We start from the raw sequence: 13,904 nt of genomic DNA on the forward strand, positions 1-13,904 counted from the left end.
CGACGGCGCGAATCATCTAGGGCCGCCGCCATTCGCGACCGGTCCGGCGCAGCATCTCGAACGACGACTCCGGACCCCACGTCCCCGCCTCATACGGCTCAGGCTTGCCGTCGGCCGCCCAGTTGTCGAGGACGGGATCCAATATCTGCCAAGCCAATTCGACCTCTTCGTTGACAGGGAACAACGACGGCTCGCCCAGCAACACGTCCAGGATCAGCTGTTCGTAGGCCTCGGGCGACTCCTCGGCGAACGCCGAGCCGTAGGAGAAGTCCATGTTGACGTCGCGGACCTCCATCGCGGTGCCGGGCACCTTGGAGCCGAATCGCAGCGTGATGCCCTCGTCGGGCTGCACCCGGATGACCATCGCATTGGCCCCCAGTTCGTCGGTCATGGTGGCGTCGAACGGCAGATGCGGGGCGCGCTTGAAGACCAGCGCGATCTCGGTCACCCTGCGGCCCAGCCGTTTGCCGGTACGCAGGTAGAACGGCACGCCGGCCCAGCGGCGGGTGTCGACCTCCAGCGTGATCGCGGCGAACGTCTCGGTCGTGGAGTCCTTCGCGAACCCTTCCTCGTCCAGCAGACCCACCACTTTCTCGCCGCCCTGCCAGCCGCCGGCGTATTGGCCGCGGCTGGTGGTCTCGTCGAGCGGCTGGGCCAGCTGCGTCGCCGAAAGCACCTTGATCTTCTCGGTCTGCAAGGCCGCCGGGTTGAAGCTGACCGGCTCTTCCATCGCGGTCAGCGCGAGCAACTGCATCAGGTGGTTCTGGATGACATCTCGGGCGGCGCCGATACCGTCGTAATATCCGGCGCGGCCGCCCAATCCGATGTCCTCGGCCATGGTGATCTGTACGTGGTCGACGTAGTGCGCGTTCCAGATCGGGTCGAACAACTGATTGGCGAACCGCAACGCCAGGATGTTGCGGACGGTCTCCTTGCCCAGATAGTGGTCGATGCGGAACACGGCCTCTTCGGGGAAGACGGCGTTAACCGCATGGTTGAGGGCCTGCGCGCTCTCCAGGTCGTGCCCGAACGGCTTCTCGATGACGACGCGGCTCCATCGATCGCCCTGCGGGCGGGCCAGCCCGGACCTGTGCAGCTGGTCGCACACCACCGGAAACGATTTCGGCGGGATGGCCAGGTAGAAGGCGTGGTTGCCGCCGGTGCCGCGCTCGGCGTCCAGCTTGTCCAGGGTTTCGGCCAGCCGGCTGAACGATTCGTCGTCGTCGAAAGAGCCCGGCACGAAACGGAATCCCTCGGCCAGCCGCTCCCAGTTCTCCTCCCGGAACGGCGTGCGGCAGTGTTCCTTGACGGCCTGGTAGACGACCTTGCGGAAGTCCTGGGTTTCCCAGTCCCGGCGGGCGAAGCCCACCAGGGAGAAGCTCGGCGGCAGCAGCCCCCGGTTGGCCAGGTCGTAGATGGCCGGCATCACCTTTTTGCGGGCGAGGTCACCGGTGACGCCGAAGATCACCATGCCGCAGGGGCCGGCGATCCTCGGCAGCCGCTTGTCGCGCTTGTCCCGCAGCGGGTTATGCCATTGTGCAGCGGTACGAGCCGGACTCATTTGGAGGCGGAACCCAGCTGCTTCTGCGTCTCCTCCAGCAGCTCGGTCCACGACTCCACGAACTTCTCCACGCCCTCTTTCTCGAGGACCACGAACACGTCGGTGAGGTCGATCCCGACCCCGGCCAGCTTGTCGAAGACCTCTTGCGCGGCCGACGCGGTGCCGGTGACCGTGTCACCCTTGATCTCGCCGTGATCGGCGACCGCGTCAATTGTCTTCTCCGGCATGGTGTTCACCGTGTTCGGCGCGACCAGCTCGGTGACGTAGAGGGTGTCGGAGTAGTCGGGGTTCTTGACCCCGGTCGACGCCCACAGCGGCCGCTGCACGCGGGCCCCGTCGCCCTTGAGCGCCTCGTAGCGATCGCCGCCCTCGAACACCTCCTGGTAGGCCGCGTAGGCGAGGCGGGCGTTGGCCACACCGGCCTGGCCGCGCAACGCGAGCGCCTCCTCGGAACCGATCTTCTCCAGCCGCTTGTCCACCTCGGTGTCCACCCGGGACACGAAGAACGACGCCACGGAATGGATCTTGGACAGGTCGTGACCCGCCTCGCGGGCCTTCTCCAGGCCGGCCAGGTAGGCGTCCATCACCTGGCGGTGCCGCTCGACCGAGAAGATCAGCGTGACGTTGACCGAGATCCCTTCGGCGAGAACGGAGGTGATCGCCGGGATGCCGGCCTTGGTGGCCGGGATCTTGATGAACAGGTTGGGCCGGTCGACGATCTTCCACAGCTCGACGGCCTGCGCGACGGTCTTGTCCGTCTCGTCCGCCAGCCGCGGGTCCACCTCGATGGACACCCGGCCGTCGACGCCGTCGGACGCTTCCCACTGGGGCTTGAGCACGTCGCAGGCGTTGCGCACGTCGTCGGTGGTGACGGTGCGGATGGTGGCGTCCACGTCGGCGCCGCGCTCGGCGAGCTCGGCGATCTGGCCGTCGTAGGCGTCGCCTTCGGCCAGCGCCTTCTGGAAGATCGACGGGTTGGTGGTCACTCCCACAACACTTTTGGTGTCGATCAGCTCCTTCAGATTGCCCGACTGCAGCCGCTGGCGCGACAAGTCATCCAGCCACACGGAAACTCCCGCGGCGCTGAGCGCGGCGAGGTTAGGGTTCTGAGTCATGTGAATCACCCTTTCTCAGTTGTCCACTACCTGTTCCGCGGCGGCCGCGACGGCTTCTGCGGTGAAACCGAATTCACGGAACAAAGTCTTGTAGTCGGCGGATTCGCCGTAGTGCTCGATCGAGACGATCCGGCCGGTGTCGCCGACGAGCTTGTGCCAGGGCTGCGCGACGCCGGCCTCGACGGCCACCCGGGCCGACACCGAGGGGGGCAGGACGCTGTCGCGGTAGTCCTCGGGCTGCGACTCGAACCATTCCACGCACGGCATGGATACCACCCGCGCGACGATGTCCTTGTCGGCCAACAACTTCTGGGCCTCGACGGCGAGCTGGACCTCGGACCCGGTGGCGATCAACACCACGTCGGGGTCCTCGGTGCCTTCGTCGCCGAGGATGTAGCCACCCCGGGTCACGCCCTCGTAGTCGGTGCCCTCAAGGATCGGCACGCCCTGGCGGGTCAGGATCAGCCCGACCGGGCCGCTGCCGTTGCCGCGGGCCAGGATCGTGCGCCAGGCGTAGGCGGTCTCGTTGGCGTCGGCCGGGCGCACCACCGACAGCTTGGGGATGGCCCGCAGCGCCGCGAGGTGCTCGATCGGCTGGTGGGTCGGCCCGTCCTCGCCGAGTCCGATCGAATCATGCGTCCACACGTAGATGGTGTCGATGTCCATCAGCGATGCCAGCCGCACCGCCGGGCGCATGTAGTCGGAGAACTGCAGGAACGTGCCGCCGTAGGCCCGGGTCGGGCCGTGCAGCACGATGCCGGACAGGATGGCGCCCATCGCATGCTCGCGCACTCCGAAGTGCAGTGTGCGGCCGTACCAGTCCGCCGTGTAGTCCTTGGTCGAAATCGACGGCGGTCCAAAGGATTTGACGTTGTCCATGGTGGTGTTGTTGCTGCCCGCCAGGTCGGCCGAGCCGCCCCACAACTCCGGGAGCTTCGGGCCCACGGCGTTGAGCACCTTGCCGGACGCCGCGCGGGTCGCCAGCGCCTTGTCGCCGGGTTCCCAGCGTGGGATGTCGGCGTCCCAGCCCTCTGGCAGCTCCTCGGCGGTCAACCGGTCCAGCAGCGCCTTGCGGTCGGGTTCGCGCTGCGTCCACGCGTCGAAATCCGCCTGCCACTTCTCGTGCGCTTCCTTGCCCCGGTCCACCAGCTTGCGGGTGTGGGCGATGACCTCGTCGCGCACCTCGAACTTCTTTTCCGGGTCGAAGCCCAGGATCTCCTTGACGGCCGCGACTTCCTCGTCGCCCAGCGCCGCGCCGTGCGCCTTCCCGGTGTTCATCAGCTTTGGCGCCGGGTAGCCGATGATCGTGCGCAGCGAGATGAACGACGGCCGGTCGGTGGTCGCCTTGGCGTTGGCGATGGCCTCTTCGATCGCGACGACGTTCTCGCCGCCCTCCACCTCTTGCACGTGCCAGCCGTACGCGCGGTAGCGCGCGGCGGTGTCCTCGCACAGCGCGATGTCGGTGTCGTCCTCGATCGAGATCTGGTTGTGGTCGTAGAAGACGATCAGGTTGCCCAGCTGCTGCACGGCCGCCAGCGACGAGGCCTCGGAGGTGACGCCCTCCTCGATGTCGCCGTCGGAGGCGATCACGTAGATGAAGTGATCGAAGGGGCTGGTGCCCGGGGCGGCGTCGGGGTCGAACAGGCCGCGCTCGTAGCGCGACGCCATCGCCATGCCGACGGCCGAGGCCAGACCCTGGCCCAGCGGGCCGGTGGTGATCTCAACGCCCTTGGTGTGCCGGAACTCCGGGTGCCCGGGCGTCTTGGATCCCCACGTGCGCAGCGACTCGATGTCGGACAGCTCCAGGCCGAACCCGCCCAGGTACAGCTGGATGTACAGCGTCAGGCTGCTGTGACCACACGACAGCACGAACCGGTCGCGGCCCAGCCAGTAGGTGTCGCTGGGGTCGTGTCGCATCGTGCGCTGGAACAGCGTGTAGGCCAGGGGAGCCAGGCTCATCGCCGTTCCGGGATGTCCGTTGCCGACTTTTTGGACCGCGTCGGCGGCCAGCACCCGGACGGTGTCGACGGCGGCCGAGTCGAGCTCGGACCAGTCGTCGGGGAGGTGCGGTTGGGTCAGCGTAGAGATCTCTTCGAGTGTCGTCACAGACTCAGTCCTAAGGGTCATCGAGCTGATCAATCCCACCCTAGTGCGGGATGGCCGGCTCTTGCAGTGCAGGTTTCGGGTACCCGCCGCCGGCTGGTGTGAAAATTACGCGGTAGCCGCCGACCCGTAACATTCAGTTCGGAAATCTGGGAGAAGTCTGGGTGAATGGACCCTGCGGGCGGGCCATCGGCGCCCCGCGGTCTACCATCGTGCGTAGTAGATGCTGCGCGCTGCTGCGACCCCAAGGAGTTATTGCGTGAGCGTTCGCGGGCGCGTCGCCCCGAGCCGAATACCGAGCCGAGTCTCGAGCCGAGTTCAAGGCACGGTGCTGGCGTATTTGGCGCTGACCAAGCCGCGGGTCATCGAACTGCTGCTGGTGACCGCGATCCCCGCCATGCTGCTCGCCCACCGCGGTGCGGTGAACCCGCTGCTGATCCTCAACACGTTGATCGGCGGGATGCTGGCCGCCGGGGGAGCCAACACGCTCAACTGCGTGGCCGACGCGGACATCGACAAGGTGATGAAGCGCACCGCGCGCCGGCCGCTGGCCCGCGCCGCGGTGCCGACGCGCAACGCCTTGATCCTGGGCCTGGTGCTCACGGTGGGCTCGTTCTTCTGGCTGTGGTGGACGACGAACCTGTTGTCGGGTCTGCTGGCGCTCGCCACGATCGCCTTCTACGTGTTCGTCTACACGCTGCTGCTCAAGCGCCGCACCTCGCAGAACGTCGTGTGGGGCGGAGCGGCCGGCTGCATGCCGGTGATGATCGGCTGGTCGGCCGTCACCGGCACCATCGGCTGGCCGGCGCTGGTGATGTTCGCGGTCATCTTCTTCTGGACGCCGCCGCACACCTGGGCGCTGGCGATGCGTTACAAGGACGACTACAAGGCCGCCGGCGTACCCATGCTTCCCGCCGTGGCTACCGAGCGTGAAGTCACCAAGCAGATCCTCATCTACACCTGGCTGACGGTGTTGTCGACGCTGGCGCTGGCCCTGGCCACCGGCTGGCTGTACGCGGCGGTCGCCGTGGCCGCCGGGGTGTGGTTCCTGGCGATGGCCCACCAGCTGTACGCCGGGGTTCGCGCCGGCGAGCCGGTCAAACCGTTGCGGTTGTTCCTGCAATCGAACAACTATCTCGCGGTGGTCTTCTGCGCGCTGGCGGTCGATTCGGTGATCGCGCTGCCGCACCTGTTCTGAGTCTCAGTCACAGCGGCCACATCCGACGCCGAACGTGGGGCCCAGGTACAAAATCCGCCTGGAATCCGTCCCTAGGCCCCACACTCGACGCCTCGGCCGGCCCCTCAGGGCAGCAGCACGATCGAGCCCGCCGTCTTGCGGCCCTGCAGGTCGTGATGGGCGCGCGCGGCCTCGGCGAGCGGATACCGCCCACCTACTTCGACGGTGATGGCGCCGCTGGCGATCGCGTCGAACAATTCCTCTGCCCGCCAACTGAACTCCTGGCCGGTGCGGATGAAGTGGGCCAGTGAGGGGCGGGTCAAGAACACCGAGCCGGCGGCGTTGAGGCGCTGAGGATCGAACGGCGGAACGGGTCCGCTGGCCGCCCCGAACAGCGCCAGCGTGCCGCGCACGGCCAGGCTGGCCAGGCTGGCGTCGAAGGTGCTGGCGCCGACGCCGTCGTACACGGCCTCCACACCGGCCCCGTCGGTGAGTCCGCGGATCTGCCGGCCGAACTCCTCGGCATCCTCCGGGTAGGACAACACCTCGTCGGCGCCGGCCTGCCTGGACAGCCGGGCCTTCTCCGGCGTGGAGACCGTGGTGATGACCCGCGCGCCGAGCAGGCGGGCCCACTGCGTCAGGATCAGCCCGACACCGCCCGCGCCGGCGTGCACCAGCACCGTGTCGCCGGCCTGCACCGGATAGACCGAATTCAGCAGGTAGTGCGCGGTCAGGCCCTTCAGCAGCACCGACGCGGCCACGTCGGAACCCACCCCGTCCGGCACGTGTGCCGTCAAAAACGCTGGGGCCGTAGCGTACTCGGCATAACCGCCGGACGCCGACGCGCTGACCACCCGGTCGCCGACGCGGAACCCCTCGGCGTCGTCACCGATCGCGGCGACGGTCCCGCACAGCTCCGAGCCGAGGATGAACGGCAGCTCGCGCGGGTACTGCCCCGAGCGGAAGTAGGTGTCGATGTAGTTGACGCCGATGGCCTCGGCCTTGATCAGCACCTCGCCGGAACCGGGCGACGGTTGTGGCGCGTCGATGTAGCGCAGCACCTCGGGGCCGCCGGTTTCGCTGACTTCGATTGCGTGCATGTGCTTATCATGCCCGGGCCATGAAACTCGCCCGCCCGGACATCTTCCATCCCCGCATCGTGCTGGCGGGGCCCGGCGACGATCCCGAGGACGCCGGCCTGGTCCCAGCGCTGCGCGCCCGCGGACTGCACGCCCGCTGGCTGGAGTGGGACGACCCCGACACCCTGCGCGCCGACCTGGTCATCCTGCGCGCGACCGCGGACGACCAACGGCGCGACGAATTCCTGACCTGGACCCGCCGGGTGCGCCACCTGCTCAACCCGCCCGACGCGGTCGCCTGGAACCTCGATGAGCGGTATCTGCGCGACCTTGAGAACGACGGGGTCCCGACCCGGCCGGGTGGGACGGCGCAGGCGGCGCTGATCTTCCTGGGCGGCAAGCGGTCGCACTCCTGGCCGGTCGACCTGGAGTTCGAATCGTGGGACCTCGGTTACGCCGCGATCGCGTCGGCCGCGGACCGCTCCGGGATCGATCCACGCGAGCTGCTGTACGCGCGCGCCGACGTGAGCGGTGAAGCGCTGGTGCGGCTTGACCTCGTCGCGCCGTCGCTGGGCTGGCAGCACCTGGACGTTGCCACCCGCGAGCGCGGAGAGCGCGACTTCGCGCTCGCCGTGGAGTCAGCTTGCGAGCGGCTCGGGCTCGGCCCGCTCTCGCGACCGTTCCCGCATGGAGGCCCATAACGCCGCGGTCGCGGCGGTGCACGCCGCGGCGCCGGCCACGTGCAGGGCGACCAGGGCGGCGGGCACCCCGGTGAAGTACTGGGCCGTGCCGACGGCGGCCTGCGCGCACACCAGTGCGAGCAGCACGATCAGCCGCCGCAGGATCGGCCGCGAGGCGTGCACGGCCAGCAGCCCGAAGCCGAGCCCGACCAGCAGGGCGAGGTAGGCGATCAGCAGCGAGGAATGCGCGTGCACCAGGGTGTCGACCGCGATCTCGAGGCGGGGCACCGTCCGGGTGGGGCTGCGGTCACCCGCGTGCGGGCCGGCGGCCGTCACCAGCGTGCCGGTGACCAGCACCACCGCCAGATCCAGGCCGATCAGCGCTGTCAGTCCCAGCAGCGGCACGGGCACCCGCCGCTGCGGCACCCCGTCGTCGGGCTCACCGATCTTGACGTAGAGCAACACCGACAGCCACACCATCGTCATCGAGGTCAGCAGGTGGATGGCCACCGTCCACCACAGCAGCCCGGTGCGCACGGTGATGCCGCCGATCACCGCCTGAACCACCGTCGACACCGGCATCAGCCACGCATAGACCAGGACTTCCCGGCGTCGCCGGGCCCGGGTCACGGCCAGCACGGCCAGCGCCGCCGCGACGACCACCGCGAAGGTGATCATGCGGTTGCCGAACTCGACCGCCTGATGGATGCGCGGCACCTCGGCGTGCGCTACCGGGATGAAGCTGCCCGGAAAGCACTGCGGCCAGGTGGGACAACCCAAGCCCGACGCGGTGACGCGGACTATCGCCCCGGTGACGGCGATGCCGCCCTGCGTGAGGACGACGGCCGCGGCGACGAGGCGCTGGACGCGCACGCTCGGGTTGGGGAGCAGGTCCACCAACCGCATCAGCGTTCGTCCGAGCATGGCCCGATGGTAGGCCAACGAAAACTACGTCCTATAGTAAGCCCTGGCGTCACGAGACATAAACCACGTACACCCGCCTCGGCGTGTCGTGTGCGTGGTTTACGTGTCGTGAGAGGCGGGCGAGCCGAGCCCGCGTCAGGTGAAGCGGAACCAGCGCCGCGCGGCCAGCGCGGCGAGCACGCCCCACACCGCCAGGACCACGACGCCGAACCAGTCCACCGACAGCGCCATGGCCCGCGACAGCGCCTCGGTGAGCGCGCCGGAGGGGGTGAGCCGGGCCGCCCACTTGACCCCCGCCGGGATCATCCCGCTCTCCACGGTCAGCGCGCCGAGGCCGGCGAAGACGAACCACAGCAGGTTGGCGACGGCGAGCACGATCTCGGCGCGCAGCGTGCCGCCGAGCAGCAGCCCGAGGGCCGCGAAGCCCGCGGTGCCCAGCGCGATGACCGCGGCGCCCAACGCCAGTGCGGCTGGGGCCGGCCGCCACCCCAGCGCAAAACCGATGGTGCCCAACAGAATTGCCTGCAAGAACACCACCGTGACCACGGCCAGCGACTTGCCGGCGATGATGCCCCAGACCGGCAGCGGGGTGGCCCCCAGCCGCTTGAGCGCGCCGTAGCGGCGGTCGAAGGCGACGGCGATGGCCTGCCCGGTGAACGCGGTCGAGATCACCGCGAGGGCCATGATGACGGGGACGAACGTGGCGGCGCGGTTGTGGCCGAACGACCCGAGCGGCAAGAGCGTGAGCCCGACCAGCAGCGTGATCGGGATGAACATGGTCAGCAGCAGCTGCTCGCCGTTGCGCAGCAGCAGCTTGAGCTCCAGGTCGAACTGGGCGGCCAGCATCCGCGGCACGGGAGCGGGTCGCGGGTCGGGTTTGAAGGTTCCCGAAGGGAAGACGCTCGATTCGGTCACTGCCGCAACTTCCTGCCGGTGAGGTCGAGGAACACGTCCTCGAGGCTGCGCTGCTCGACGCGCATGTCGGTGGCCAGCACGTCGATCCGCGCGCACCACGCCGTGACGGTGGCCAGCACTTGCGGGTCGACCGGGCCCTCGACCAGATACTCGCCCGGCGTCACCTCGCTGGCCCGGTATTCCTCCGGCAGGGCGGCGGTCAACAGCGACAGGTCGAGCCGCGGCGGCGCGGTGAACCGCAACTCGTCCTTGGCGCCCGCGCGCATCAGCTCGGCGGGAGTCCCGGCGGCCACGGTCGCGCCGTGGTCGATGATGACCAGCCGGTCGGCGAGCTCCTCGGCCTCCTTGAGCTGGTGGGTGGTCAGCACCACCGTCACACCGTCGCGGCGCAGCGCGTCGATCAGTTCCCACACCAGCAGCCGGGCGTGCGCGTCCATGCCCGCGGTCGGCTCGTCGAGGAAGACCAGCTCCGGCCGGCCGACCAGCGCGCAGGCCAGCGCGAGCCGCTGCTGCTGCCCGCCGGACAGCCGGCGGTAGGTGGTGCGGGCGGCGTCGGTGAGGCCCAGGGTGTCCAGCAGCCACGCCGGGTCAAGCGGGTCTGCGGCGTAGGAGGCGACCAGGTTGAGCATTTCGCCGGCGCGGGCGCTGGGGTAGCCGCCGCCGCCCTGCAGCATGACCCCCATGCGGGTGCGCAGGCGGGCGTTGTCCGCGATCGGGTCCAGCCCGAGCACCTCGATGGTGCCGGCGTCCGGTCGCACGAAGCCCTCGCACATTTCGACCGTCGTGGTCTTGCCGGCCCCGTTGGGGCCCAGCAGGGCGAGCACTTCGGCGGCGTGCACCTCGAGGTCGAGATCGGCAACGGCCGTGGTGGATCCGTAGTGCTTGCTCACCCCGCGCAGTCGCACGACTGTTTCAGGAACGTCCGAGCTCACGTGGAATCAGCGTAGGCGTCGGGCAGCGCCTGGGAGCGAGGGGTGGCCCGGGGGGCCTGTTCCGGCGCGGTCGCGACGGGCTCCGGCGGCGTTTCGACGTCCTCGGCCGGCAGCCGCCGCCACGGCAGTCGGGTGTAGGTCAGCGCGATGAGCGCCGCCACGATGACGGTGCTGGCCAGGGTGGCGTCGACGATCTGGAACAACGCGAAGCGGTCCCCGTTGGCCGTCGGCCCGAAGATGCCGACGACCAGGGTCATGACGATCACCGCCGCCCGGAATCCGCTGCGGGTCGCCCAGGCGGCCAACGGGATGATCGCCCAGAGCAGGTACCAGGGCTGCACGACGGGAAACAACAGCACGGTGACGCCCAGCGCCACGCCCAGTCCACCGATCGGGTGCAACCGGCCGCGGAAGACGGCCACCAGCAGCCAGCCCACCATCACCGTGATGATCAGCACACCGATAAAGCGCGTGAGCCCCAGCACCGCGGTGGTGTGATCGCCGAGTCCCAGCAGGATCCCCACCTGCCCGGTGCCCAGGGCCAGCAGCGTCGGCGGCGACAACCAGCTGCGCACCACGTTGGCGGTCCCGAGGGTGAAGATCCAGCCGAACCCGAGCCCGCTGGCCCGGCCGACGACCGCCATGACGGCCAGCGACAGCACCGTCATCGCGCCGCCCGCCAGCAGCAGGGCACGCAGGGTCCCCCCGCAGCGGTAGGCCAGCGCCATCGTGACGAACCCGAGCGCCAGCAACGACGGCAGCTTCACCTGCGACGACAGCGTGATCAGCACGGCGCCGGCCAGCAGCATGCCCAACGGCTCCCAATCCGCGCCGGGCCGCCAGGAGGCGGGCCACAGCCGCGGCGAGTCGATTCCCCGCAGCGCGAACTCGGCCCCGGCCAGCATCAGCCCGAGCATCAACGCCTCGTTGTGGACCCCGGCGACCAGGTGCATGATCAGCAGCGGATTGGCCGCGCCCAGCCACAGCGCGCTCACCTCGGCCACGCCGCAGCGCCGGGCCAGCCGGGGAGTCGCCCACACGATCAGCCCCACGCCGAGCAGCTCGACCAGCCGGTGACACAGCACGGCGGCGACGATGTTCTCCCCGGTGACCGCCGAGATGCCGCGCCCGATCCACAGGAACAGCGGACCATAGGGCGCCGGCGTCTCGCGCCACAGCGTGGGGACCGACAGCGTGAACACGTGCGACAGGCCCAGCCCGGAGGCGGGGCCGACCCGGTAGGGGTCGAGGCCCTCCAGGGAGATCTGGCTCTGGGCCAGGTAGGAGTAGACGTCCTTGCTGTACATCGGCGGCGCGATCAGCAGGGGCAGGATCCACAGCAGCAGGGTGCGGTCCAGGTCGCCGCGCGACATCCTTCTGCTACCCAGCGCGAATCGGCCGAGCATCAGCCAGGCCAGCGCCATCATGACCGCGCCGGTGGTCGTCATCGTCAACGACACCGTCTGGATCCGGGACGGCAGGTTGAGCAGCCGCACCCCAAAGGTGGGGTCCTGCACGACGGGCCGGGCCCCGGCGCCCAGCGCGCCGATGGCCATCAGGACGGTGCCGGTGGCGCCGAACAGTCGGGTGCGCTGCAGGGCGGTGAGCTCGGTATCGTTCAGCGGCGTGCCCACCGCTTGCTCGTCGCCATGCAGGCTGGCGATCGATGAGCTCAGCGCGTGGTGGCGGGCTGCCATCCGTGCAGCTTAGCTGCCGGGGGCTCCCCGCCCGCCGGCTCGCCGTCGCCGTCACGGCCGTGCTGTGCCTGGCGGCTCCGACCTGGACGCCGGCCGGGCCGGCCCGTGGCGACCACGGTGAGGTGTCCTACCGCTTTTCCTGCACCTGGGGTTCATTGACGGCGGATTTCGCCGGCCGCGACGCGCTGCCGCAAACCGACGACCCGCCGGCCCAGTGGTACCGCACCGATGCCGAGGGCCAATACGTGAACCGGGGATGGGGACCGCGCGCAAAAACCCTGCCGCCGCCGAGCATTCCGCAGGATGCGCGGTGCGATCCGGCGACCTGGAAGCGGGAACGGATCCTCGCGGTGGCGATGCGCTACATCTACGCGCCCGGCAACCCGCTGGGGCTGCAATACCGCCACCATCACATCCCCGGCTGGGAGCCACCGGCCCCGACGTATGCCGGTGTGTCCGAGGAGAATCCCGATGCCGACGCTCCGCCCGGGCTGACGGCCTGGGGTCCCGGACGAGGCCTGGACTGTTCGAACTTCACCGCTTGGGTCTACAACTACGGTCTGGGCATCAAGTTCGGCGGCAATGTCCACCAACAAGCCGACGGCACCGCCGGTCCGATGGGCCGGCGCATCCCGACAGAGGGGCCGTTCCAGCTTGGGGACTTGATCTACTTGCACCCCAACGGAAATGCCAACCAGGCCTCGCACGTGGTCATTTACGTCGACGACGACCACATCATCGACAGCCGGGTCAGCGCCCAGAACCTCAGCGGAGTCCAGGTCCGGGACCGGGTCGGCTGGTACCGGGACGCCGCAATCGGCGCGTGGCGGCCGATCGGCTGAGACCAGTCCACGGCGGATCGGGATTGCTCACGCGTAGCCTCTCGTTCGTGGCGATTCGCGACCATGGCGACCTCGGGGACGCACCCTCCGTGCCGCCACCCCTGTACCCGCCGGCCAACGACGCCCGCCCGTCCGCGGCGGAGCAGGCCCGCACCATCGCCGCCGCCACCAACGCCGCCACGCTGGCCACGTTGACCGCCGACGGCGACCCGTGGGCGTCGTTGGTGGCCTACGGACTGCTGGACGGCATGCCCGTGCTCTGCGTCTCGAGCCTGGCCGAGCACGGCCGTAACCTCGCGCGCGACCCGAGGGCCAGCCTGTCGATCGTGGCGGCGAGCGGCGACACCGACCCGCTGGCCGGCAGCCGGATCACCCTCGCCGGGCTGGTTGCGAAGCCCACGGGTTCGGCGCACGACGACGCCCGGGCGGCATACCTGGCCGCGGTCCCCGCTGCCCGGTACTACCTGGACTTCAGCGACTTCAGCCTCTGGGTCCTGAGGATTCAGCGGTTGCGGTGGGTGGGCGGGTACGGCCGGATGGACTCGGCCACCGGCGATCAGTACGCCGCCGCTGCTCCCGACCCGGTTGCGCCGGTGGTCGCCAGGGCCGTCGCGCATCTCAACGCCGATCACGCCGACGCCTTGGCTGCCATGGCCCGAATCTTCGGCGGCTACCCCGACACCGACACCGCACTGTGTACGGGCGTCGACCGCTACGGCCTGGACCTGCGGGTGCACACCCCCCGCGGCGTGGCCTACGCCCGGGTCGGGTTTTCCGCACGGCTGGATTCCGCCGACGAATTGCGTTCGGCCACAGCGGGATTAGCCCGCGACGCGGCTTCGGCTATAGCCGAAGGGGGCGCGCAGCAAAGCGTCTGAT

12 protein-coding genes are annotated in these 13,904 nt (G+C 69.5%); 4 read left to right on the plus strand and 8 right to left on the minus strand.

What is annotated here, in order from left to right:
• Positions 1 to 16: 16 nt before the first annotated feature.
• Genes zwf through tkt form a run of 3 tightly spaced genes read right to left on the minus strand, consistent with a single transcriptional unit; the run spans position 17 to position 4,782 of the window.
• The gene (zwf, locus tag A5713_RS04990; protein WP_067928575.1) at positions 17 to 1,561 is read right to left on the minus strand and encodes a glucose-6-phosphate dehydrogenase; all 1,545 of its coding nucleotides are present in this window, start codon (positions 1,559 to 1,561) and stop codon (positions 17 to 19) included.
• Positions 1,558 to 2,676, minus strand: a complete 1,119-nt coding sequence (tal, locus tag A5713_RS04995; protein WP_068093156.1) for a transaldolase — start codon at positions 2,674 to 2,676, stop codon at positions 1,558 to 1,560. Before tal ends, zwf begins: the two co-directional genes overlap by 4 nt.
• A gap of 15 nt (positions 2,677 to 2,691) precedes the next feature.
• Positions 2,692 to 4,782: a transketolase gene (tkt, locus tag A5713_RS05000; RefSeq protein ID WP_068093160.1), complete on the minus strand. Its 2,091-nt coding sequence runs from the start codon at positions 4,780 to 4,782 to the stop codon at positions 2,692 to 2,694.
• Between the two features lie 256 nt (positions 4,783 to 5,038).
• Here tkt and A5713_RS05005 point away from each other — a divergent pair, with 256 nt between their 5' ends.
• Complete coding sequence (locus tag A5713_RS05005) at positions 5,039 to 5,977, plus strand: heme o synthase (protein WP_068093164.1); 939 nt, start codon at positions 5,039 to 5,041, stop codon at positions 5,975 to 5,977.
• Positions 5,978 to 6,081: 104 nt separating this feature from the next.
• Here A5713_RS05005 and A5713_RS05010 read toward each other — a convergent pair whose 3' ends face one another.
• Positions 6,082 to 7,056, minus strand: a complete 975-nt coding sequence (locus A5713_RS05010) for a quinone oxidoreductase (RefSeq protein WP_068093166.1) — start codon at positions 7,054 to 7,056, stop codon at positions 6,082 to 6,084.
• Between the two features lie 20 nt (positions 7,057 to 7,076).
• On the opposite strand from A5713_RS05010, the gene A5713_RS05015 reads away from it, so the two are divergent.
• Complete coding sequence (locus A5713_RS05015) at positions 7,077 to 7,736, plus strand: hypothetical protein (protein ID WP_068093169.1); 660 nt, start codon at positions 7,077 to 7,079, stop codon at positions 7,734 to 7,736.
• On the opposite strand, the gene A5713_RS05020 is transcribed toward A5713_RS05015, so the two are convergent.
• The 4 genes from A5713_RS05020 to mptB all read right to left on the minus strand — a co-directional run bounded on the left by A5713_RS05020 (position 7,674) and on the right by mptB (position 12,183).
• A complete protein-coding gene (locus A5713_RS05020; RefSeq protein WP_068093171.1) occupies positions 7,674 to 8,639 on the minus strand; it encodes a heme A synthase in 966 nt (321 codons plus the stop codon). The two genes, A5713_RS05015 and A5713_RS05020, sit on opposite strands and share 63 nt — an antisense overlap.
• 135 nt (positions 8,640 to 8,774) lie before the next feature.
• Positions 8,775 to 9,485 (minus strand): ABC transporter permease, encoded by a 711-nt coding sequence (locus A5713_RS05025; protein WP_231980254.1) that lies wholly within the window; start codon positions 9,483 to 9,485, stop codon positions 8,775 to 8,777.
• A 65-nt stretch (positions 9,486 to 9,550) separates the two neighbouring features.
• Positions 9,551 to 10,486 (minus strand): ABC transporter ATP-binding protein, encoded by a 936-nt coding sequence (locus A5713_RS05030; protein ID WP_156751756.1) that lies wholly within the window; start codon positions 10,484 to 10,486, stop codon positions 9,551 to 9,553.
• Positions 10,483 to 12,183: a polyprenol phosphomannose-dependent alpha 1,6 mannosyltransferase MptB gene (gene mptB / locus A5713_RS05035; protein ID WP_068093181.1), complete on the minus strand. Its 1,701-nt coding sequence runs from the start codon at positions 12,181 to 12,183 to the stop codon at positions 10,483 to 10,485. The genes A5713_RS05030 and mptB overlap by 4 nt, the downstream gene beginning before the upstream one ends.
• Here mptB and A5713_RS05040 point away from each other — a divergent pair.
• Entirely contained in the window at positions 12,153 to 13,025 is an 873-nt protein-coding gene (locus A5713_RS05040) for an NlpC/P60 family protein (protein WP_082972793.1), read from the plus strand. The genes mptB and A5713_RS05040 overlap by 31 nt on opposite strands.
• 47 nt (positions 13,026 to 13,072) lie before the next feature.
• A complete protein-coding gene (locus A5713_RS05045; protein WP_068093272.1) occupies positions 13,073 to 13,903 on the plus strand; it encodes a HugZ family protein in 831 nt (276 codons plus the stop codon).
• Position 13,904 lies beyond the last annotated feature (1 nt).

Source organism: Mycobacterium sp. E2497, from assembly GCF_001668695.1.
Classification (GTDB): domain Bacteria; phylum Actinomycetota; class Actinomycetes; order Mycobacteriales; family Mycobacteriaceae; genus Mycobacterium.

Excerpts from the sequence above, each read along its gene's own strand:
- A5713_RS05040 (WP_082972793.1), top strand. The coding sequence starts at position 12,153 with ATGAGCTCAGCGCGTGGTGGCGGGCTGCCATCCGTGCAGCTTAGCTGC.
- A5713_RS05010 (WP_068093166.1), bottom strand. The coding sequence starts at position 7,056 with ATGCACGCAATCGAAGTCAGCGAAACCGGCGGCCCCGAGGTGCTGCGC.
- A5713_RS05020 (WP_068093171.1), bottom strand. The coding sequence starts at position 8,639 with ATGCTCGGACGAACGCTGATGCGGTTGGTGGACCTGCTCCCCAACCCG.
- tal (WP_068093156.1), bottom strand. The coding sequence starts at position 2,676 with ATGACTCAGAACCCTAACCTCGCCGCGCTCAGCGCCGCGGGAGTTTCC.
- A5713_RS05025 (WP_231980254.1), bottom strand. The coding sequence starts at position 9,485 with ATGCTGGCCGCCCAGTTCGACCTGGAGCTCAAGCTGCTGCTGCGCAAC.
- A5713_RS05015 (WP_068093169.1), top strand. The coding sequence starts at position 7,077 with ATGAAACTCGCCCGCCCGGACATCTTCCATCCCCGCATCGTGCTGGCG.
- zwf (WP_067928575.1), bottom strand. The coding sequence starts at position 1,561 with ATGAGTCCGGCTCGTACCGCTGCACAATGGCATAACCCGCTGCGGGAC.
- mptB (WP_068093181.1), bottom strand. The coding sequence starts at position 12,183 with ATGGCAGCCCGCCACCACGCGCTGAGCTCATCGATCGCCAGCCTGCAT.